Source organism: Aeromonas sp. ASNIH5 (assembly GCF_002902865.1).
GTDB classification, from domain to species: domain Bacteria; phylum Pseudomonadota; class Gammaproteobacteria; order Enterobacterales; family Aeromonadaceae; genus Aeromonas; species Aeromonas caviae.
The window spans coordinates 642,057-662,202 of the sequence record NZ_CP026122.1 but is presented as its reverse complement, the minus strand read 5'-3'; the positions used below and the strand labels follow the sequence as shown (position 1 = coordinate 662,202).

The window sequence follows — 20,146 nt, the reverse complement described above, 5'->3', positions numbered from 1 at the left end:
GGTGCCCGGTCCTCGGGCGCCCGCTTACCGAATTCGTCTTACCTTAAAGGAATCAATGATGACCCGATTTGCCATTGCCTTCCCGGGACAAGGCTCCCAGAGCGTCGGCATGCTGGCCGAGCTGGCCGAGCAACACGCTGTGATTAAAGAGACCTTCGCCGAGGCGAGCCAGGTGCTGGGTTATGACCTGTTTGCCCTGGTGATGGCAGGCCCGGCTGAGGATCTCAACAAGACCTGGCGTACCCAGCCTGCACTGTTGACCGCCTCCGTCGCGCTGTGGCGCCTGTGGCAGCAACAGGGGGGGGCAACCCCCGCCGTGATGGCCGGCCACAGCCTGGGGGAATACTCCGCCCTGGTGTGCAGCGGCGCGCTGGCGTTTGCCGATGCCGTCAAACTGGTCGAGCTGCGTGGTCTTGCCATGCAGGAAGCCGTACCGGAAGGCACTGGCGCCATGGCTGCCATCATCGGTCTGGACAACGAAAGCATCGCTGCCAACTGTGAGAAAGCGGCCCAGGGGCAGGTGGTCTCTCCGGTCAACTTCAACTCTCCGGGCCAGGTGGTCATCGCCGGCCACAAAGAGGCGGTCGAGCGTGCCAACGTGCTGATGAAAGAGTCAGGTGCCAAGCGTGCTCTGCCGCTGCCGGTCTCCGTGCCCTCCCACTGCGCCCTGATGAAACCGGCCGCAGAAAAGCTGGCCGCCGCCCTGGATGGGATCGAGATCAAGGTTCCTGCCATCGCCGTCATCAATAATGTCGACGTCTCTTGTGAGCAGGATCCTGCCGCCATCAAGCAAGCCCTGGTGCGTCAGCTGTTCAGCCCGGTTCGCTGGACTGAAACGGTAGAGCGCATGGCAAACGATGGTGTTACCCTCGAAATCGAGATGGGCCCGGGCAAGGTGTTGACCGGCCTGGCCAAGCGTATCGATGCGCGAGTGGAAGGTATTCACGCCAACGACGCCGCCTCGTTCGAGCAGGCGCTGGCCCAGATCAAGTAAACAGGAGCAAGTCATGAGTTTTACCGATAAGGTTGTGTTGGTCACTGGCGCCAGCCGTGGCATTGGTCGTGCGATTGCGGAGACGTTTGCTGCTCGTGGCGCCAAAGTCGTGGGTACCGCGACCAGCGAGAGCGGTGCCGAAGCGATCAGTGCTTACCTGGGTGAGCAAGGCTGCGGCATGGCACTGAACGTGACCAGTCAGGAATCCATCGAAACCGTCTTCGCCGCCATCAAGGCGCGTTTTGGCGACATCGACATCCTGATCAACAACGCCGGCATCACCCGCGACAACCTGCTGATGCGGATGAAGGATGACGAGTGGAACGAGATCATCGACACCAATCTCACCTCCCTGTACCGTCTGAGCAAGCCGGTATTGCGTGCCATGATGAAGAAGCGCAACGGTCGCATCATCAGCATCGGTTCCGTGGTCGGCACCATGGGCAACGCCGGTCAGGTCAACTATGCTGCTGCCAAGGCGGGTCTGGTTGGCTTTACCAAGTCGCTGGCCCGTGAAGTGGCATCCCGTGGCATCACGGTGAATGCGGTTGCTCCCGGTTTCATCGAGACCGACATGACCAAGGCGCTCAATGAAGAGCAGCGCGCCGGCATCATGAATCAGGTGCCTGCCGCCCGTTTGGGCGATCCGAAAGAAATTGCTGCCGCTGTGGTATTCTTGGCATCGGATGATGCCGCCTATATTACCGGCGAAACCCTGCATGTTAATGGCGGGATGTACATGGTGTAATCAATTTGTCGTGAGTTCTGTTCAAATTTGCGATAATACGCCGAAGTTTGGCGAATTTCGTGGTTTGACCAGCGGCAAGTCACTTGCAAACTCACGTCAATTGAATACACTACCCCAACCAGACGCAATAGCGTATTTTTAAAGGAAAATTCAGGTCATGAGCAACATCGAAGAACGCGTAAAGAAAATCATCATCGAACAACTGGGTGTTAAAGAAGAAGACGTGAAGAACGCTGCCTCCTTCGTCGACGACCTGGGCGCTGACTCTTTGGATACCGTTGAACTGGTAATGGCGCTGGAAGAAGAATTCGATACCGAAATTCCTGATGAAGAAGCCGAGAAGATCACCACTGTTCAAGCGGCTATCGACTACATCACCGCTAATCAGGAATAAGTTCCTGTTCTGAAAGAAGCGGCCCAAGGGCCGCTTCTTTTATGTTTACCCCTTTCAAAACACCTCTCGGAGACTACCTCAGTGTCAAAACGCAGAGTCGTGGTGACCGGCTTGGGGATGCTTTCCCCGGTAGGCAACACTGCCGAATCCAGCTGGCAAGCCCTGCTCAACGGGCAGAGCGGCATTTCCCTCATCGACCACTTTGATGCAAGCGAGTTCGCAACCCGTTTCGCAGGCCTGGTCAAGGATTTCGACCCCGAAGAGTTCGGCATCAACCGCAAAGAAGCCCGCAAGATGGATCTCTTCATCCAGTATGGCGTGGCGGCGGGTGTTCAGGCCCTGGAAGATTCCGGCCTGATCATCAACGAAGAGAACGCGGAGCGGGTAGGCGTTGCCATCGGCTCCGGTATCGGTGGTCTGGGTCTGATTGAGCAGAACCACAGCAGCCTCATCAATGGCGGCCCCCGCAAGCTGAGCCCTTTCTTCGTTCCGTCCACCATCATCAATATGGTGTCCGGTCATCTTTCCATCATGAAAGGCATGCAGGGCCCGAACATCGCCGTGACTACCGCCTGTACCACGGGTACCCATGCCATCGGCATGGCTGGCCGGATGATCGCCTATGGCGATGCGGACGTGATGGTCGCCGGTGGTGCCGAGAAAGCCTCCACCCCCATGGGCATGGGTGGCTTTGCCGCTGCCAAGGCGCTCTCCACCCGCAATGACGAACCGCAGAAGGCGAGCCGCCCCTGGGACAAGGATCGCGACGGTTTCGTGCTGGGCGACGGTGCCGGCGTACTGGTGCTGGAAGAGTATGAACATGCCAAGGCCCGTGGCGCCAAGATCTATGCCGAGCTGGTCGGCTTTGGCATGAGCGGGGATGCCTATCATATGACGGCCCCTCCCTCGGACGGCGATGGTGGCGCACGCGCCATGAAGAACGCCATCAAGGATGCTGGCATCGCACCCGAGCAGATCGGTTACATCAATGCCCACGGTACCTCCACCCCCCTTGGGGATGTGGCAGAACTGCGCGGCATGAAGAAGGTGTTTGGTGAACATGCCAGCGCCCTGATGGTCAGCTCCACCAAGTCCATGACAGGCCACCTGTTGGGTGCGGCTGGCGCCATCGAGGCGATCATCACCGTGCTCTCTCTGCGTGACCAGATGGTGCCTCCCACCATCAACCTGGACAACCCGGATGATGAGTGCGACCTGGATCTGGTGCCGCACGTTGCCAAGGCCGGCAGCTTCGAATATGCCCTCTCCAATTCCTTCGGTTTTGGCGGCACCAATGGCTCCCTGATCTTCAAACGCGTATAATTCGCTCTGGGCGAATGATAAGGCCCGATACGGCAGTATCGGGCCTTTTTTATCGGAGGGATCCCCTTGCTGATTAATGGAATACCCACAGAAACACTGTCAGCCAGGGATCGTGGACTGGCATACGGTGATGGTCATTTCACCACCATGCTGGTGAGGGAAGGGAAGGTACTCTGGTGGCAGGACCATCTGGCCCGGCTGCAACATGCCAACGCCCGGCTTGGTTTTGGCGAGCACTCCTGGGACCTGCTTGCCGACGAGGCGGCGCAGTTGGCTTCTGGACAGGCACAGGCTGTCGTCAAGATAATGCTGACCCGGGGCGCAGGTGGGCGGGGATATGACGGCGCAGGCTGTGACACGCCCACTCGCATCGTCTCTTTGGCACCTTATCCTGAGCATTATCATGATTGGCAGCAAACCGGCATCAATGCCCTGGTATGCCAGCAGCAGCTTGGGGACAGTCCCATGCTCGCTGGTCTCAAGACGCTGGGGCGCCTCGAACAAGTGATGCTGAAGCGCGAACTTGCTGCGCGCGGCGGGGTCGAAGGTATAGTCTTGAACAGCCGGGGATTTCTGGTAGAAGGGGTCAGCGCCAATCTGTTTTGGCGTCGCGGCAGGACGGTGTTCACACCGGATCTCACCCGCGCCGGGATCGATGGCATCATGCGCAAGCGCGTGATGACGATGCTTAAACAGATGGGCATTGAACTGCGTGTCGTCGAGGCTCCATTGGAGTCACTCTGGCAGGCGGAAGAGGTCTGGCTGACCAATACCCTGATGGGCATAGTCCCGGTCACCAGCATCGGGGATATGCACTATCCCAGTCCGGTATTGATCCGCCGTTTACAGGAGCGCTTGGTCATTGAAGTTTAATCGGCTTTACACCCTGCTCGCGGGGGCGGCACTCTCTGTCGCCGTTGCCGGAGGGTACGTGTATCACAAGTGGCAACAGGTGGAGACGCTCACCAACAAGGGGCCAACACGCCTCTTTACCGTCGAAAAAGGCGCCCATGCGGCGCGCCTGATTGCCGAACTGGGGGAGGGGGAAACCAGCCCCTGGGCGGTGCGCCTCTGGTTGCGCGGTCATCCCGAACTGGTGGCCATCAAGTCCGGCACCTATGAAATCAAGGAAGGGGCGCCGCTCAAGGAGACCCTCTCTCTCTTTGCTTCCGGCAAGGAGTTTCACTTCAGCCTGACCTTTGTCGAAGGGTCTCGATTTGAGGATTGGCTGAAGCAACTTTCCAGCGCCCCCTATCTGGAGCGCCTGACTCTGGAGCAGAGCGAAACCGAGCTGGCTCAGGAACTCGGCATCGAAAATGGCAAGCTGGAGGGGTGGTTCCTGCCGGAAACCTACGCCTATACCACTCATGCCAGCGATCTTTCCATCCTGCGCCGCGCCTATCAGGACATGAAAACGTTCCTGGAGGCTTCCTGGGAGAAGCGTCAGGCCAATCTGCCCTACAAGACACCCTATGAGGCGCTCATCATGGCCTCCATCATCGAAAAAGAGACGGGCCAACCGGATGAACGAGCCCAGATTGCCTCTGTGTTCGTCAACCGTCTACGCCTTGGCATGAAGTTGCAAACCGACCCTACCGTCATCTACGGGGTGAAGGAGAGGTACGATGGCAACATTCGCCGCAGTGATTTGACCGACGTGAACCCCTACAACACCTATGTGATCGATGGTCTGCCTCCGACGCCCATCGCCATGCCGGGCAAGGCCTCCATCGAGGCGGCGCTCAACCCCAAATCGACCGACTATCTCTACTTCGTTGCCAAGGGGGGCGGTGCCCACTACTTCTCCAAGACCCTCGATGAACACAATCGGGCGGTGCGTGAATACATATTGAAGAAACCCTAATGTCTAAATTTATCGTGATTGAAGGATTGGAAGGGGCAGGGAAGAGCTCTGCGGTGCGCTATGTGACCGACTATCTGCAAGCCCACGGAGTGGCGCGGATCGAGTGCACCCGGGAGCCGGGCGGCACGCCGCTGGCGGAGCGCATGCGGGCCATCGTCAAGGAAGTGCACGACGAGCGCCTGACCGTCGAGGCCGAGCTGCTGTTGATGTACGCCTCCCGGGTGCAACTGGTGGAGACTAGGATCAAGCCGGCCCTGGCAGACGGCATCTGGGTAGTGGGCGATCGCCACGATCTCTCCTCCCAGGCCTATCAGGGGGGTGGCCGCGGCATCGATGCGAACCTCATCGGCGCCATCAAACGGGCGGTCCTCGGGGATTTCAAGCCGGATCTGACGCTCTATCTCGACATTGATCCTGCCATCGGCCTGCAGCGGGCCCGCCATCGCGGCGAGCTGGACAGGATTGAGCTGGAGCAGATCGGCTTCTTTGAACGTACCCGCCAGCGTTACCTCGAGTTGGCGGCCGCCGATGATTCCATCCAGGTCATTGATGCCGGGTTGCCCCCGGAGCAAGTCAAAGCCGCCATCGAGGCAGCCCTTGAGCATTATCTGGCAAGCGAGGGGCTATGTATCCCTGGCTGATCCCGGATTGGCATGCCCTGAGCGAGACGGCCCGGGCCGGACGGCTCGGGCACGCCTGGTTGCTGCTAGGCGATCCCGGTCTTGGCAAGGAGCAGCTTGCAGAGCGACTGGCGCGACTGCACTTGTGTCAGCATCCACAACGAGGTGAGCCCTGCGGTCAGTGCCACTCCTGCCAACTGTTTGAGAAGGGGCATCACCCGGATCTTGGCACCCTGGGGCCCGAGGGCAAGACCATAGGTGTCGAAGCCATCCGGGAGATTTGCAGCCGCCTCCAGAGCACGTCCCAGCTCGGTCGCGGCAAGGTGGTGATCATTCAGGAGGCGGAGCGCATGACGGAGTCTGCCGCCAATGCTTTGCTGAAGACGCTGGAAGAGCCGGCTGGCGACAGTCTGTTGCTGCTCATCGCATCCCGGGTATCTCGCCTGCTCCCCACCATCTTGAGCCGTTGTCACAAGCATGTCTGCCAGCTCCCCTCTGAGGGGGAGACCCTTGCCTGGCTCGCCGAGCAGGGCCATCAGGCCACCCAGGCCCAGGTGCGGATCTGCCAGGGTGCGCCGCTGCGGGTGCTGAGCTACATCGAAGCACAGCAAGATGATGCCAGACGGGCATTGCTCGACGGATTTGTCTCGCTGGCATCGGCCCCCACCCGTACGGCGAATGTCTGTGCCCAGTTGGCCGAGGATACTCAGGCCCGGCTGCACTGGTTGCAGCTCTTCCTGTGCGATGCCCTCAAGCTTCAGGCTGGCTGCGGCCATCATCAACTGGCAATGCCGGATCTTGCATCACTCAGCCAGCAACTGGCAGAGAGACACTCCAGCGAACGGCTCCTGGAAGCTGAACAGCAGCTGGTTGTGCTGAAAGAGGCTTGTCAGCCAGGACAGCTTTCCAATCCCACCATCCATTTGATGAACTGGCTCAATCGCTGGTTATAAACAAGGTTGTCTATGTTACTCGTTGATTCCCATTGCCATCTCGATCGCTTGAGTTATGGCTCCAAGCAGACCGACATGGCCGATGTACTGGCCAAGGCGGCGCAGCAGAGCGTGGGATATTTTCTCTGCGTGAGTGTGACCCAGGCCCAGTTCCCGACCATGATGGAGGCCATCGCCCCCCATCCCCAGGTGTTTGCCTCCTGCGGTGTTCACCCGCTCAATCAGGATCCCGGGGTGGATGCTCCCTTGCTGCTGACTCAGGCGGCCGATGAGAGAGTGGTGGCCATCGGCGAAACCGGGCTCGACTACTTCTATTCACCGGAAAACAAGGATGTACAGCAAGCCTCTTTCCGCGAACATATTCGTGTAGCCCGGGCACTGAACAAACCGCTCATCATTCATACCCGGGATGCCCAGGAAGACACGCTGCGGATCATGCGAGAGGAGGGGGCCGAACAGGTGGGCGGAGTGCTGCACTGCTTCACCGAGTCCCTCGAAATGGCCGAGGCCGCGATGGCAATGGGGTTCTATATTTCCATCTCGGGGATAGCCACTTTCAAGAACGCCTCAGCCCTGCAGGCAGTGGTTAAGGCGTTGCCCCTGGAGCGACTGCTGGTTGAAACCGACTCTCCCTATCTGGCACCGGTTCCCCACCGGGGGAGGGAGAATGAGCCGGCCTTTGTTCGCGACGTTGCCCAATTTATCGCTGATCTTCGCCAGATATCGCTCGCCGAATTGGCGGAGGCCACCAGCCACAATTTCTTCGAATTGTTCAAGTTGGCAAAGCGATAACAGACAACGCCCCGCATAGCGGGGCGTTTTACTATGACAATTTTCACTATCAGGATCCATCCAAAAACAATCATGCCGAATTGTTATCTCTCACTTTGTGTGGTGGGTGCTGACGAGATCAAATCGCCAGCACCTGATAAAACGGAGCAGGGATGACAGGGTACTTGAGAAATAAATGAGGGAGCTGAAATGGGTTAAAAGCACTCTTCCTAAGTATCGATAATATTCATTATCGATACTTGATAGATCTGAATGATCCTGTAAGATCCACCGAAACTCCGCTTTAAATCATAGAGTTAAGTGAACTACCCACGCCTTCAAAACCCAGTTCAGCAATCCTTGCAAAGCGTCTTCGATCCTCAGCTGAACAGCCGGGCAAGACGCTTCCTGCGCAGCGCTAAAGCCGACTCCACCCTCAATGCCTATCAGGCAGATACCCGTATCTTTGTCTCCTGGTGCCAGCTCCACGGGCTGGAGCCCTTGCAGACGACACACCACGACATCATGAATTTTCTGGCGGATCAGGCCGACGGCATCCTGGCCAACTGGGTCTGGCTCGACAAGGAGGAAGGAAAGGGGGAGCTTCGCAACGGGGAACCTCGCAAACCGGCCACCCTGGTAAGACGGCTTGCCGGCATTCGCTATGCCTTCAAGCAGAAGGGGATCCACCCCATGCCGACCGAGCATGCGGAGATCAAGGAGATGATGCGGGGCATAGTACGGCTCGGTGATAACCGCAAACGCAAAACGGGGGCGCTGACCCTGAAACCATTGGCCTGCGTACTGGACGAGATAGATACCAGCAACCTGGCGGGACTTCGGGATTACACCCTGTTGCTCCTGATGTTCAGTGGCGCCTTGCGCCGATCGGAAGCGGCCAGGATCGAGGTGGATGACGTGCAGTTTGTGGGGCAGGGGATACGCCTTCGTCTCAAACCAAGCAAACATCAGCTCCATGAATCGGAGATAGCACTCATTCCGGGTACCCGGTATTGCCCAGTGTCTGCACTGCAACAATGGCTGAAAAAAAGCCGGATTGCTGAGGGCCCCCTGTTTCGCCGGATGAATCGCTGGGGACAGCTGATGGCAGACCCCCTGGGGCCGCAAGGTATCAACCTGATGATCAAGCGGCGAACCGGCCAGGCCATCGACGATCTCCACGTCAGTGGCCACAGTTTGCGGCGGGGGTTCATCACCTCGGCGGTGACGGCGGGCAAACCGATGAACAAGATCATCGAGGTGACCCGACACAAGGACATGCGCACCTTGCAGGAATATTTCGACGATGCACACAAGTTCTCGGAACACGCCCTGGATGGGTTGTTATAGAAAACCGCGCCTCTCCATTTTTTATGTTAAATGATATCCTGTTGATCTGGTGATATATTCATGTCGTCCTCCACAGACATCATGACGGTGGGGGAGTCGTAATCCGATTTACTTTCGTAGAAGATGCCAACGAAAAATGAGAGATAACATTCACGATATAGACATGTCGGAAGGTCACGATAGCCAGGAATTGAAGAAAAGCGCTGCGCAAGAGAATGCCGAACGGCAGCGCCAGCACGTGAAGCGCAAGCAGGAAACCCACAGCCGGTTGCAATGCTGGATAAGCAATCGTCATGCAGAGAGGTTGGCCATGCTGGGGCAACAACTGGAAGACAGTCAGGCCTCCATCATCGAGCAGGCAATCGATCTGCTCTATCAGCACGAACTGCAACAAACGACCAACGCGCAGCAGAGCGATGTCCCCGAGTCGGCAGACATGCTCGAATAGACGATGGCGTCGTGTCGGCATGGTTGAAAAAGGGGGAACCGCAGAATTCGGAAAAAATCGTACGCTAAGCTAACGGTGTTCTCGTGACAGCTCTTTGACTAGGCTTTCTAAGGCCATTCTGATAGCCCTGACTTCCTGAAAAGCCATGGCTAAAATTTGTGCGGCTAAAAGGGATAACCGATGGTAAAGTAAGTTATCCCTGTCGAGATACTGAAAAGCGTTATCCTCGTTTTTCCCAAAACTGTTTTGCCAGTTCGCTCAGAGCGCTAGTTAACTGAGCGACAGATTTCGCACTTTGCAAATTATTCTGCCCGGTCTGTACATTGGTATCAGCAGCATCGCGTATATTGATAATACTGCGGTTTATGTCTTCACTTACTGCTCCCTGCTGCTCGACCGCAGTCGCTATTTGCGCGTTCATGTCGGTAATTTCGTTAACGCGTTGGCCAATTCCATCAAGAGCTGTAGCTGCTTCCTCTGCGTGAGCTACACTCGTGTGCGCTTGCCGACTACTTTGCTCCATGACTGTAACAGCGGATTGCGCTCGCTCTTGTAGAGCGCTGATCATGCTTTGAATATCCGTTGTCGATTGCTGTGTGCGAGGGAAGGTGCGAATAAGCGGGGAAATTCTTCTCGGCTGACTCAGTCATTTCATTTCTTCATGTTTGAGCCGATTTTTTCTCCCGTAAATGCCTTGAATCAGCCTATTTAGACCGTTTCTTCGCCATTTAAGGCGTTATCCCCAGTTTTTAGTGAGATCTCTCCCACTGACGTATCATTTGGTCCGCCCGAAACAGGTTGGCCAGCGTGAATAACATCGCCAGTTGGTTATCGTTTTTCAGCAACCCCTTGTATCTGGCTTTTACGAAGCCGAACTGTCGCTTGATGATGCGAAATGGGTGCTCCACCTTGGCCCGGATGCTGGCTTTCATGTATTCGATGTTGATGGCCGTTTTGTTCTTGCGTGGATGCTGTTTCAAGGTTCTTACCTTGCCGGGGCGCTCGGCGATCAGCCAGTCCACATCCACCTCGGCCAGCTCCTCGCGCTGTGGCGCCCCTTGGTAGCCGGCATCGGCTGAGACAAATTGCTCCTCTCCATGCAGCAGATTACCCAGCTGATTGAGGTCATGCTCGTTGGCCGCGGTGGTGACTAGGCTGTGGGTCAGGCCACTCTTGGCATCGACACCAATGTGGGCCTTCATGCCAAAGTGCCACTGATTGCCTTTCTTGGTCTGATGCATCTGCGGATCGCGTTGCTGCTCTTTGTTCTTGGTCGAGCTGGGAGCCTCAATGATGGTGGCATCGACCAAGGTGCCTTGAGTCATCATGACGCCTGCTTCGGCCAGCCAGCGATTGATGGTCTTGAACAATTGGCGGGCCAGTTGATGCTGCTCCAGCAGGTGGCGGAAATTCATGATGGTGGTGCGGTCCGGCAAGGCGCTATCCAGGGATAACCGGGCAAACAGACGCATGGAGGCGATTTCGTACAGAGCATCTTCCATCGCGCCATCGCTCAGGTTGTACCAATGCTGCATGCAGTGAATGCGTAACATGGTTTCCAGCGGATAAGGTCGCCGGCCATTACCAGCCTTGGGGTAAAACGGCTCGATGACTTCCACCATGTTTTGCCATGGCAGAATCTGCTCCATGCGGGACAAGAAAATCTCTTTTCTGGTCTGACGGCGCTTACTGCTGAATTCACTGTCGGCGAAGGTAAGTTGATGACTCATGATGAACCCTGTTCCATGGCTCCAGATGACAAACATGATCTCATATCAGGGACTTGTTCGCACCTTCCCTAAGTTTCGACCCGTCACTGGTAAATTCTGGCGCATAAGAACCTCAAGGGTTGGCTGTTTTATTTTATTGTTTTCGGCATTAAGCCCAATTTCTTGAGCGTTACGATAAAGCTAGCATGGAAACGATAGGTGCAAGCAAGTTAAGGGTTGCATCGCGCATGTCAATCTAGGCTATACCCTAACTTGATGTCAGGCAGGGCCGCGCCGCTTCGTCAGTGTCATTTTCAGAAGACGACTGCACCAGTTGATTGGGCGTAATGGCTGTTGTGCAGCCAGCTCCTGACAGTTCAATATCAGAAGTGATCTGCACCAATCTCGACTATGCTCAATACTCGTGTGCACCAAAGCGAGGTGAGCATGGCGACGGACACCCCACGGATTCCAGAACAAGGCGTGGCCACTCTGCCTGATGAGGCTTGGGAGCGTGCGCGCCGTCGTGCGGAGATCATCAGTCCGTTGGCGCAGTCGGAGACGGTCGGGCACGAAGCGGCCGATATGGCGGCTCAGGCGCTGGGCTTGTCTCGGCGCCAGGTATACGTTCTGATCCGGCGTGCCCGGCAAGGCAGCGGCCTCGTGACGGATCTGGTGCCCGGCCAGTCCGGTGGAGGTAAAGGTAAGGGGCGCTTGCCGGAACCGGTCGAGCGCGTCATCCACGAGCTACTGCAAAAGCGGTTCCTGACCAAGCAGAAGCGCAGCCTAGCGGCCTTTCACCGCGAAGTCACTCAGGTGTGCAAGGCTCAAAAACTGCGAGTGCCGGCGCGCAATACCGTGGCCTTACGGATCGCTAGCCTTGACCCGCGCAAGGTCATCCGCCGGCGGGAAGGCCAGGATGCCGCTCGTGACCTACAAGGTGTGGGCGGCGAGCCTCCTGCCGTGACCGCGCCGCTGGAGCAGGTGCAGATAGACCATACGGTCATCGACCTGATCGTGGTCGATGACCGCGACCGGCAACCTATTGGCCGCCCGTACCTGACCCTCGCCATCGACGTGTTCACCCGCTGCGTGCTCGGCATGGTCGTCACGCTGGAAGCGCCGTCTGCCGTTTCGGTTGGCCTGTGCCTCGTGCATGTCGCCTGCGACAAGCGCCCTTGGCTGGAAGGACTGAACGTGGAAATGGATTGGCAGATGAGCGGCAAGCCCTTGCTGCTCTACCTAGACAACGCGGCCGAGTTCAAGAGCGAGGCCCTGCGCCGGGGTTGCGAGCAGCATGGCATCCGGCTGGACTATCGCCCGCTGGGACAGCCGCACTATGGCGGCATCGTGGAACGGATCATCGGCACGGCGATGCAGATGATTCACGACGAACTGCCGGGAACGACCTTCTCCAACCCTGACCAGCGCGGCGACTACGATTCCGAAAACAAGGCCGCCCTGACGCTGCGCGAGCTAGAGCGCTGGCTCACATTGGCGGTCGGCACCTACCACGGTTCGGTGCACAACGGCCTGCTCCAACCGCCGGCCGCGCGCTGGGCCGAGGCCGTGGCGCGTGTCGGCGTACCGGCCGTCGTCACACGCGCTACTTCGTTCCTGGTCGATTTTCTGCCGATCCTCCGGCGCACGCTGACCCGCACCGGCTTTGTCATCGACCACATCCACTACTACGCCGATGGGCACTGTTGCAAATAGTCGGTGGTGATAAACTTATCATCCCCTTTTGCTGATGGAGCTGCACATGAACCCATTCAAAGGCCGGCATTTTCAGCGTGACATCATTCTGTGGGCCGTACGCTGGTACTGCAAATACGGCATCAGTTACCGTGAGCTGCAGGAGATGCTGGCTGAACGCGGAGTGAATGTCGATCACTCCACGATTTACCGCTGGGTTCAGCGTTATGCGCCTGAAATGGAAAAACGGCTGCGCTGGTACTGGCGTAACCCTTCCGATCTTTGCCCGTGGCACATGGATGAAACCTACGTGAAGGTCAATGGCCGCTGGGCGTATCTGTACCGGGCCGTCGACAGCCGGGGCCGCACTGTCGATTTTTATCTCTCCTCCCGTCGTAACAGCAAAGCTGCATACCGGTTTCTGGGTAAAATCCTCAACAACGTGAAGAAGTGGCAGATCCCGCGATTCATCAACACGGATAAAGCGCCCGCCTATGGTCGCGCGCTTGCTCTGCTCAAACGCGAAGGCCGGTGCCCGTCTGACGTTGAACACCGACAGATTAAGTACCGGAACAACGTGATTGAATGCGATCATGGCAAACTGAAACGGATAATCGGCGCCACGCTGGGATTTAAATCCATGAAGACGGCTTACGCCACCATCAAAGGTATTGAGGTGATGCGTGCACTACGCAAAGGCCAGGCCTCAGCATTTTATTATGGTGATCCCCTGGGCGAAATGCGCCTGGTAAGCAGAGTTTTTGAAATGTAAGGCCTTTGAATAAGACAAAAGGCTGCCTCATCGCTAACTTTGCAACAGTGCCAATTTATGAGTAAAGGATTATGTCCACGATAAGCACCTGGGTCGATTCCTGGGAGGCGGCCATGAGGGTAGGGAAGCGCCGTCCCGTCAAGTCAGCGTAATGCTCTGCCAGTGTTACAACCAATTAACCAATTCTGATTAGAAAAACTCATCGAGCATCAAATGAAACTGCAATTTATTCATATCAGGATTATCAATACCATATTTTTGAAAAAGCCGTTTCTGTAATGAAGGAGAAAACTCACCGAGGCAGTTCCATAGGATGGCAAGATCCTGGTATCGGTCTGCGATTCCGACTCGTCCAACATCAATACAACCTATTAATTTCCCCTCGTCAAAAATAAGGTTATCAAGTGAGAAATCACCATGAGTGACGACTGAATCCGGTGAGAATGGCAAAAGCTTATGCATTTCTTTCCAGACTTGTTCAACAGGCCAGCCATTACGCTCGTCATCAAAATCACTCGCATCAACCAAACCGTTATTCATTCGTGATTGCGCCTGAGCGAGACGAAATACGCGATCGCTGTTAAAAGGACAATTACAAACAGGAATCGAATGCAACCGGCGCAGGAACACTGCCAGCGCATCAACAATATTTTCACCTGAATCAGGATATTCTTCTAATACCTGGAATGCTGTTTTCCCGGGGATCGCAGTGGTGAGTAACCATGCATCATCAGGAGTACGGATAAAATGCTTGATGGTCGGAAGAGGCATAAATTCCGTCAGCCAGTTTAGTCTGACCATCTCATCTGTAACATCATTGGCAACGCTACCTTTGCCATGTTTCAGAAACAACTCTGGCGCATCGGGCTTCCCATACAATCGATAGATTGTCGCACCTGATTGCCCGACATTATCGCGAGCCCATTTATACCCATATAAATCAGCATCCATGTTGGAATTTAATCGCGGCCTCGAGCAAGACGTTTCCCGTTGAATATGGCTCATAACACCCCTTGTATTACTGTTTATGTAAGCAGACAGTTTTATTGTTCATGATGATATATTTTTATCTTGTGCAATGTAACATCAGAGGGCACTGTTGCAAATAGTCGGTGGTGATAAACTTATCATCCCCTTTTGCTGATGGAGCTGCACATGAACCCATTCAAAGGCCGGCATTTTCAGCGTGACATCATTCTGTGGGCCGTACGCTGGTACTGCAAATACGGCATCAGTTACCGTGAGCTGCAGGAGATGCTGGCTGAACGCGGAGTGAATGTCGATCACTCCACGATTTACCGCTGGGTTCAGCGTTATGCGCCTGAAATGGAAAAACGGCTGCGCTGGTACTGGCGTAACCCTTCCGATCTTTGCCCGTGGCACATGGATGAAACCTACGTGAAGGTCAATGGCCGCTGGGCGTATCTGTACCGGGCCGTCGACAGCCGGGGCCGCACTGTCGATTTTTATCTCTCCTCCCGTCGTAACAGCAAAGCTGCATACCGGTTTCTGGGTAAAATCCTCAACAACGTGAAGAAGTGGCAGATCCCGCGATTCATCAACACGGATAAAGCGCCCGCCTATGGTCGCGCGCTTGCTCTGCTCAAACGCGAAGGCCGGTGCCCGTCTGACGTTGAACACCGACAGATTAAGTACCGGAACAACGTGATTGAATGCGATCATGGCAAACTGAAACGGATAATCGGCGCCACGCTGGGATTTAAATCCATGAAGACGGCTTACGCCACCATCAAAGGTATTGAGGTGATGCGTGCACTACGCAAAGGCCAGGCCTCAGCATTTTATTATGGTGATCCCCTGGGCGAAATGCGCCTGGTAAGCAGAGTTTTTGAAATGTAAGGCCTTTGAATAAGACAAAAGGCTGCCTCATCGCTAACTTTGCAACAGTGCCGGATTGAATATAACCGACGTGACTGTTACATTTAGGTGGCTAAACCCGTCAAGCCCTCAGGAGTGAATCATGACCGTAGTCACGACCGCCGATACCTCCCAACTGTACGCACTTGCAGCCCGACATGGGCTCAAGCTCCATGGCCCGCTGACTGTCAATGAGCTTGGGCTCGACTATAGGATCGTGATCGCCACCGTCGACGATGGACGTCGGTGGGTGCTGCGCATCCCGCGCCGAGCCGAGGTAAGCGCGAAGGTCGAACCAGAGGCGCGGGTGCTGGCAATGCTCAAGAATCGCCTGCCGTTCGCGGTGCCGGACTGGCGCGTGGCCAACGCCGAGCTCGTTGCCTATCCCATGCTCGAAGACTCGACTGCGATGGTCATCCAGCCTGGTTCGTCCACGCCCGACTGGGTCGTGCCGCAGGACTCGGAGGTCTTCGCGGAGAGCTTCGCGACCGCGCTCGCCGCCCTGCATGCCGTCCCCATTTCCGCCGCCGTGGATGCGGGGATGCTCATCCGTACACCGACGCAGGCCCGTCAGAAGGTGGCCGACGACGTTGACCGCGTCCGACGCGAGTTCGTGGTGAACGACAAGCGCCTCCACCGGTGGCAGCGCTGGCTCGACGACGATTCGTCGTGGCCAGATTTCTCCGTGGTGGTGCATGGCGATCTCTACGTGGGCCATGTGCTCATCGACAACACGGAGCGCGTCAGCGGGATGATCGACTGGAGCGAGGCCCGCGTTGATGACCCTGCCATCGACATGGCCGCGCACCTTATGGTCTTTGGTGAAGAGGGGCTCGCGAAGCTCCTCCTCACGTATGAAGCGGCCGGTGGCCGGGTGTGGCCGCGGCTCGCCCACCACATCGCGGAGCGCCTTGCGTTCGGGGCGGTCACCTACGCACTCTTCGCCCTCGACTCGGGTAACGAAGAGTACCTCGCTGCGGCGAAGGCGCAGCTCGCCGCAGCGGAATGAGCGAACGTCGATATAGCCCGCTCGCGACGCTGTTCGCGGCGACCTTTCTCTTCCGGATCGGCAACGCGGTGGCGGCCCTCGCGCTTCCATGGTTCGTCCTGTCTCATACAAAGAGCGCGGCCTGGGCGGGCGCCACGGCCGCTAGCAGCGTCATCGCGACCATCATCGGCGCGTGGGTTGGTGGTGGCCTCGTCGATCGGTTCGGGCGCGCGCCCGTCGCATTGATCTCGGGTGTGGTGGGCGGCGTGGCCATGGCGAGCATCCCACTGCTCGATGCCGTTGGCGCCCTCTCGAACACTGGGCTGATCGCTTGCGTGGTGCTCGGTGCCGCGTTCGACGCACCCGGTATGGCCGCGCAGGACAGTGAGCTGCCCAAACTCGGCCACGTCGCCGGGCTCTCCGTTGAGCGCGTCTCGTCACTGAAAGCGGTGATCGGGAACGTCGCGATTCTAGGTGGCCCGGCCCTTGGGGGGGCCGCAATCGGCCTGCTTGGCGCTGCGCCAACGCTCGGGCTGACGGCGTTCTGCTCCGTCCTTGCAGGTCTGCTCGGCGCGTGGGTGCTTCCCGCGCGTGCCGCTCGGACGATGACCACGACGGCGACTCTCTCCATGCGCGCCGGCGTCGCTTTTCTCTGGAGCGAACCCCTGCTGCGCCCTCTCTTTGGTATAGTGATGATCTTCGTGGGCATCGTTGGCGCCAACGGCAGCGTCATCATGCCTGCGCTGTTTGTAGATGCAGGACGCCAAGTAGCAGAGCTCGGGCTGTTCTCCTCAATGATGGGGGCTGGTGGTCTCCTTGGCATTGCCATTCATGCGTCGGTCGGCGCCCGGATATCAGCGCAGAACTGGCTGGCGGTGGCATTTTGTGGCTCTGCGGTGGGCTCGCTTCTGCTTTCACAGTTGCCAGGCGTGCCGGTGCTGATGTTGTTGGGCGCGCTCGTGGGACTGCTGACCGGCTCAGTCTCTCCCATTCTCAACGCTGCCATCTACAACCGCACGCCGCCAGAACTTCTCGGCCGGGTACTCGGCACGGTCTCGGCGGTGATGCTGTCAGCCTCGCCCATGGTTATGCTTGCGGCCGGCGCGTTTGTCGACCTTGCTGGTCCGCTCCCTGGCCTCGTTGTATCGGCCGTGTTTGCGGGGCTCGTGGCTCTACTCTCGCTCCGTCTTCAATTTGCTACAATGGCGGCGGCAGCCACAGCCTCCGCCCCAACCCATACAGAAGGTGAACACTGATGCCCCGCCCCAAGCTCAAGTCCGATGACGAGGTACTCGAGGCCGCCACCGTAGTGCTGAAGCGTTGCGGTCCCATAGAGTTCACGCTCAGCGGAGTAGCAAAGGAGGTGGGGCTCTCCCGCGCAGCGTTAATCCAGCGCTTCACCAACCGCGATACGCTGCTGGTGAGGATGATGGAGCGCGGCGTCGAGCAGGTGCGGCATTACCTGAATGCGATACCGATAGGCGCAGGGCCGCAAGGGCTCTGGGAATTTTTGCAGGTGCTCGTTCGGAGCATGAACACTCGCAACGACTTCTCGGTGAACTATCTCATCTCCTGGTACGAGCTCCAGGTGCCGGAGCTACGCACGCTTGCGATCCAGCGGAACCGCGCGGTGGTGGAGGGGATCCGCAAGCGACTGCCCCCAGGTGCTCCTGCGGCAGCTGAGTTGCTCCTGCACTCGGTCATCGCTGGCGCGACGATGCAGTGGGCCGTCGATCCGGATGGTGAGCTAGCTGATCATGTGCTGGCTCAGATCGCTGCCATCCTGTGTTTAATGTTTCCCGAACACGACGATTTCCAACTCCTCCAGGCACATGCGTAAACGGAGGTGTGCAGAGTCCCTGCGGCAGGCGACGAACACGACCGTCGTCGATTAGTACCGGTACGGTCGGTGGTATCGAAGTCTTGATCACCACTCAGGTCTACGGCTTACAAATGGTGACCATCCCGATACTTGCGTCAGAGCACCGGGCCGATTCTTTGACAGTGAATCACTCCCGTAAGGTTGTGCCGGTGTGGGTGTCCCGGGTCGAGACGATACTCCGCCAATGCGCCCAGCAAACAACCTGGCCATCGCAGGTGGTGGGGAGCGGTGTGGCGGATGAGTTGGACAAGTTGGTGTAGCAGCACGAGCACGGCGAGATAACATCGCAGGAGTTCGACATGCTCAAGAGACAGCTGATTGCGAATCGCGATGCAGATTCATAACCCGATTGCGGGTTGGCTTCACTCCACCATCACCGAGCAGACTAGCACGGCGGGCTCTGTTGCAAAGATTGGCGGCAGTCAGAGGTAGGCTGTCGCTCTGCGCCGATCAGGCGGCTGCTGCGAAATGGTGGTTGAGCATGCCCATGGCCTCCGTCAGCGCCGAGGGCCCAATGCCAAAAGCTCTCTCCACAAGGCGCACCTCGCCCCTGATGCCGGGCTGCAGGCACCAGGGGCGAGCCTGTCCTTTGCGCAGGGCTCGCATGACTTCGAATCCCTTGATCGTGGCATAGGCCGTGGGGATCGATTTGAAACCGCGCACCGGCTTGATCAGTATCTTGAGCTTTCCGTGATCGGCCTCGATCACGTTATTGAGATACTTCACCTGCCGGTGGGCCGTCTCCCGGTCCAGCTTTCCTTCGCGCTTCAATTCGGTGATCGCTGCACCATAGCTCGGCGCTTTGTCGGTATTGAGCGTGGCAGGCTTTTCCCAGTGCTTCAGGCCTCGCAGGGCCTTGCCCAGGAACCGCTTCGCTGCCTTGGCGCTGCGGGTCGGCGACAGGTAGAAATCGATCGTGTCGCCCCGCTTGTCGACTGCCCGGTACAGGTAGGTCCACTTGCCCCGCACCTTGACGTAGGTTTCATCCAGGCGCCAGCTCGGATCAAAGCCACGCCGCCAGAACCAGCGCAGCCGCTTCTCCATCTCCGGGGCGTAGCACTGGACCCAGCGATAGATCGTCGTATGGTCGACCGAAATGCCGCGTTCCGCCAGCATTTCCTCAAGGTCGCGATAGCTGATCGGATAGCGACAATACCAGCGCACCGCCCACAGGATCACATCACCCTGGAAATGGCGCCACTTGAAATCCGTCATCGTTCCGTCCGTCCAATCTCCGCCAAGCATGCTCAAGCTTCACGATTTTTGCAACAGAGCCCACACGAGTATTGAGCATAGTCGAGATTGGTGCAGATCACTTCTGATATTGAACTGTCAGGAGCTGGCTGCACAACAGCCATTACGCCCAATCAACTGGTGCAGTCGTCTTCTGAAAATGACAATCCAGTTAGGGTATAGCTCAACCTGACATAGAAGCAAAAACTCAACCACCTTCTACCAACTCTCCGAACAGCTCCTTGACCTTTGTTTTCGCATCAGCAAGTGCAGTTCTGCCTTGTTCAGTGATGTCATAAACACGCCGTTCACGTCGCCCGGTGCGTTCGTGGCGTGAGGTCAGATAGCCTTTTTTTTCCAGGCCGTGCAGCATCGGGTACACGGTGCCAGCGCTCATCTCGTAGCCGTGTCGGCGTAGCTCTTCGATGATCCCCAGCCCAAAGACAGGTTCCTCGGCTGCATGGTGAAGGATGTGCAGGCGGATCAAACCGCCGTAGAGGTCTTTGTCAGTCATTTTTTGTGCC

The 20,146-nt window shown here is 57.3% G+C and carries 22 protein-coding genes; 17 read left to right on the top strand and 5 right to left on the bottom strand.

All coding sequences use genetic code 11. From position 1 onward, the window contains the following. The first annotated feature begins 58 nt into the window (after positions 1-58). The 11 genes from fabD (at position 59) to C2U30_RS02900 (ending at position 9,465) form a co-directional block, all read left to right on the top strand. Positions 59-994: an ACP S-malonyltransferase gene (gene fabD, locus C2U30_RS02950; protein ID WP_042017641.1), complete on the top strand. Its 936-nt coding sequence runs from the start codon at positions 59-61 to the stop codon at positions 992-994. A 13-nt stretch (positions 995-1,007) separates the two neighbouring features. Then, on the top strand, positions 1,008-1,742 hold the full coding sequence (gene fabG / locus C2U30_RS02945) for a 3-oxoacyl-ACP reductase FabG (protein WP_039041169.1): 735 nt from the start codon (positions 1,008-1,010) through the stop codon (positions 1,740-1,742). Between the two features lie 157 nt (positions 1,743-1,899). Further along, positions 1,900-2,136, top strand: a complete 237-nt coding sequence (gene acpP / locus C2U30_RS02940) for an acyl carrier protein (RefSeq protein ID WP_005300909.1) — start codon at positions 1,900-1,902, stop codon at positions 2,134-2,136. Between the two features lie 81 nt (positions 2,137-2,217). After that, entirely contained in the window at positions 2,218-3,459 is a 1,242-nt protein-coding gene (fabF, locus tag C2U30_RS02935) for a beta-ketoacyl-ACP synthase II (RefSeq protein WP_039041168.1), read from the top strand. A 66-nt stretch (positions 3,460-3,525) separates the two neighbouring features. Then, positions 3,526-4,332 carry an aminodeoxychorismate lyase gene (gene pabC, locus C2U30_RS02930; RefSeq protein ID WP_164882611.1) on the top strand — a complete coding sequence of 269 codons (807 nt, stop codon included), beginning with the start codon at positions 3,526-3,528 and terminating at the stop codon, positions 4,330-4,332. Further along, positions 4,322-5,323: an endolytic transglycosylase MltG gene (gene mltG, locus C2U30_RS02925; RefSeq protein WP_029314535.1), complete on the top strand. Its 1,002-nt coding sequence runs from the start codon at positions 4,322-4,324 to the stop codon at positions 5,321-5,323. The genes pabC and mltG overlap by 11 nt, the downstream gene beginning before the upstream one ends. Continuing rightward, positions 5,323-5,964 carry a dTMP kinase gene (gene tmk, locus C2U30_RS02920; RefSeq protein ID WP_045524868.1) on the top strand — a complete coding sequence of 214 codons (642 nt, stop codon included), beginning with the start codon at positions 5,323-5,325 and terminating at the stop codon, positions 5,962-5,964. Before mltG ends, tmk begins: the two co-directional genes overlap by 1 nt. Next, entirely contained in the window at positions 5,949-6,896 is a 948-nt protein-coding gene (gene holB, locus C2U30_RS02915) for a DNA polymerase III subunit delta' (RefSeq protein WP_103243123.1), read from the top strand. Before tmk ends, holB begins: the two co-directional genes overlap by 16 nt. Before the next feature lie 12 nt (positions 6,897-6,908). Next, positions 6,909-7,688, top strand: a complete 780-nt coding sequence (locus tag C2U30_RS02910) for a TatD family hydrolase (RefSeq protein ID WP_103243122.1) — start codon at positions 6,909-6,911, stop codon at positions 7,686-7,688. 300 nt (positions 7,689-7,988) lie between these two features. Then, positions 7,989-9,017, top strand: coding sequence for a site-specific integrase (locus C2U30_RS02905; RefSeq protein ID WP_103243121.1), 1,029 nt, complete (start codon positions 7,989-7,991; stop codon positions 9,015-9,017). Positions 9,018-9,180: 163 nt separating this feature from the next. After that, entirely contained in the window at positions 9,181-9,465 is a 285-nt protein-coding gene (locus tag C2U30_RS02900) for a RepB family protein (protein ID WP_041215903.1), read from the top strand. A 220-nt stretch (positions 9,466-9,685) separates the two neighbouring features. Here the strand turns inward: C2U30_RS02900 and C2U30_RS02895 are convergent, their stop codons facing one another. Further along, the gene (locus tag C2U30_RS02895) at positions 9,686-10,033 is read right to left on the bottom strand and encodes a hypothetical protein (RefSeq protein ID WP_058914894.1); all 348 of its coding nucleotides are present in this window, start codon (positions 10,031-10,033) and stop codon (positions 9,686-9,688) included. Between the two features lie 181 nt (positions 10,034-10,214). Then, positions 10,215-11,195, bottom strand: coding sequence for an IS5-like element IS5 family transposase (locus C2U30_RS02890; protein WP_026141915.1), 981 nt, complete (start codon positions 11,193-11,195; stop codon positions 10,215-10,217). 426 nt (positions 11,196-11,621) lie between these two features. Here C2U30_RS02890 and C2U30_RS02875 point away from each other — a divergent pair, with 426 nt between their 5' ends. After that, the gene (locus tag C2U30_RS02875; RefSeq protein ID WP_000179845.1) at positions 11,622-12,890 is read left to right on the top strand and encodes a DNA-binding domain-containing protein; all 1,269 of its coding nucleotides are present in this window, start codon (positions 11,622-11,624) and stop codon (positions 12,888-12,890) included. Positions 12,891-12,936: 46 nt separating this feature from the next. Next, positions 12,937-13,641 carry an IS6-like element IS26 family transposase gene (locus C2U30_RS02870; RefSeq protein WP_001067855.1) on the top strand — a complete coding sequence of 235 codons (705 nt, stop codon included), beginning with the start codon at positions 12,937-12,939 and terminating at the stop codon, positions 13,639-13,641. 189 nt (positions 13,642-13,830) lie between these two features. Here C2U30_RS02870 and aph(3')-Ia read toward each other — a convergent pair whose 3' ends face one another. Beyond that, positions 13,831-14,646: an aminoglycoside O-phosphotransferase APH(3')-Ia gene (gene aph(3')-Ia, locus C2U30_RS02865; protein ID WP_000018329.1), complete on the bottom strand. Its 816-nt coding sequence runs from the start codon at positions 14,644-14,646 to the stop codon at positions 13,831-13,833. A 150-nt stretch (positions 14,647-14,796) separates the two neighbouring features. Between aph(3')-Ia and C2U30_RS02860 the strand changes: the two genes are divergently transcribed. The 4 genes from C2U30_RS02860 to mphR(A) all read left to right on the top strand — a co-directional run bounded on the left by C2U30_RS02860 (position 14,797) and on the right by mphR(A) (position 18,347). Then, complete coding sequence (locus C2U30_RS02860) at positions 14,797-15,501, top strand: IS6-like element IS26 family transposase (protein ID WP_001067855.1); 705 nt, start codon at positions 14,797-14,799, stop codon at positions 15,499-15,501. Between the two features lie 121 nt (positions 15,502-15,622). Further along, the gene (locus C2U30_RS02850) at positions 15,623-16,528 is read left to right on the top strand and encodes an Mph(A) family macrolide 2'-phosphotransferase (RefSeq protein WP_000219391.1); all 906 of its coding nucleotides are present in this window, start codon (positions 15,623-15,625) and stop codon (positions 16,526-16,528) included. Then, positions 16,525-17,763, top strand: coding sequence for a macrolide resistance MFS transporter Mrx(A) (mrx(A), locus tag C2U30_RS02845; protein ID WP_000004159.1), 1,239 nt, complete (start codon positions 16,525-16,527; stop codon positions 17,761-17,763). Before C2U30_RS02850 ends, mrx(A) begins: the two co-directional genes overlap by 4 nt. Then, positions 17,763-18,347, top strand: a complete 585-nt coding sequence (gene mphR(A), locus C2U30_RS02840; protein WP_001137892.1) for a macrolide-binding transcriptional repressor MphR(A) — start codon at positions 17,763-17,765, stop codon at positions 18,345-18,347. The genes mrx(A) and mphR(A) overlap by 1 nt, the downstream gene beginning before the upstream one ends. A 492-nt stretch (positions 18,348-18,839) precedes the next feature. On the opposite strand, the gene C2U30_RS02825 is transcribed toward mphR(A), so the two are convergent. After that, positions 18,840-19,604: an IS6-like element IS6100 family transposase gene (locus C2U30_RS02825; RefSeq protein ID WP_001389365.1), complete on the bottom strand. Its 765-nt coding sequence runs from the start codon at positions 19,602-19,604 to the stop codon at positions 18,840-18,842. A gap of 226 nt (positions 19,605-19,830) precedes the next feature. After that, a complete protein-coding gene (locus tag C2U30_RS02815; RefSeq protein ID WP_000130000.1) occupies positions 19,831-20,136 on the bottom strand; it encodes a PadR family transcriptional regulator in 306 nt (101 codons plus the stop codon). Between the last annotated feature and the right edge of the window lie 10 nt (positions 20,137-20,146).

Excerpts from the sequence above, each read along its gene's own strand:
- C2U30_RS02910 (WP_103243122.1), top strand. The coding sequence starts at position 6,909 with ATGTTACTCGTTGATTCCCATTGCCATCTCGATCGCTTGAGTTATGGC.
- fabD (WP_042017641.1), top strand. The coding sequence starts at position 59 with ATGACCCGATTTGCCATTGCCTTCCCGGGACAAGGCTCCCAGAGCGTC.
- C2U30_RS02815 (WP_000130000.1), bottom strand. The coding sequence starts at position 20,136 with ATGACTGACAAAGACCTCTACGGCGGTTTGATCCGCCTGCACATCCTT.
- fabG (WP_039041169.1), top strand. The coding sequence starts at position 1,008 with ATGAGTTTTACCGATAAGGTTGTGTTGGTCACTGGCGCCAGCCGTGGC.
- C2U30_RS02870 (WP_001067855.1), top strand. The coding sequence starts at position 12,937 with ATGAACCCATTCAAAGGCCGGCATTTTCAGCGTGACATCATTCTGTGG.
- C2U30_RS02895 (WP_058914894.1), bottom strand. The coding sequence starts at position 10,033 with ATGATCAGCGCTCTACAAGAGCGAGCGCAATCCGCTGTTACAGTCATG.
- C2U30_RS02850 (WP_000219391.1), top strand. The coding sequence starts at position 15,623 with ATGACCGTAGTCACGACCGCCGATACCTCCCAACTGTACGCACTTGCA.
- acpP (WP_005300909.1), top strand. The coding sequence starts at position 1,900 with ATGAGCAACATCGAAGAACGCGTAAAGAAAATCATCATCGAACAACTG.
- C2U30_RS02900 (WP_041215903.1), top strand. The coding sequence starts at position 9,181 with ATGTCGGAAGGTCACGATAGCCAGGAATTGAAGAAAAGCGCTGCGCAA.
- C2U30_RS02860 (WP_001067855.1), top strand. The coding sequence starts at position 14,797 with ATGAACCCATTCAAAGGCCGGCATTTTCAGCGTGACATCATTCTGTGG.
- tmk (WP_045524868.1), top strand. The coding sequence starts at position 5,323 with ATGTCTAAATTTATCGTGATTGAAGGATTGGAAGGGGCAGGGAAGAGC.
- holB (WP_103243123.1), top strand. The coding sequence starts at position 5,949 with ATGTATCCCTGGCTGATCCCGGATTGGCATGCCCTGAGCGAGACGGCC.
- C2U30_RS02890 (WP_026141915.1), bottom strand. The coding sequence starts at position 11,195 with ATGAGTCATCAACTTACCTTCGCCGACAGTGAATTCAGCAGTAAGCGC.
- C2U30_RS02825 (WP_001389365.1), bottom strand. The coding sequence starts at position 19,604 with ATGACGGATTTCAAGTGGCGCCATTTCCAGGGTGATGTGATCCTGTGG.
- C2U30_RS02875 (WP_000179845.1), top strand. The coding sequence starts at position 11,622 with ATGGCGACGGACACCCCACGGATTCCAGAACAAGGCGTGGCCACTCTG.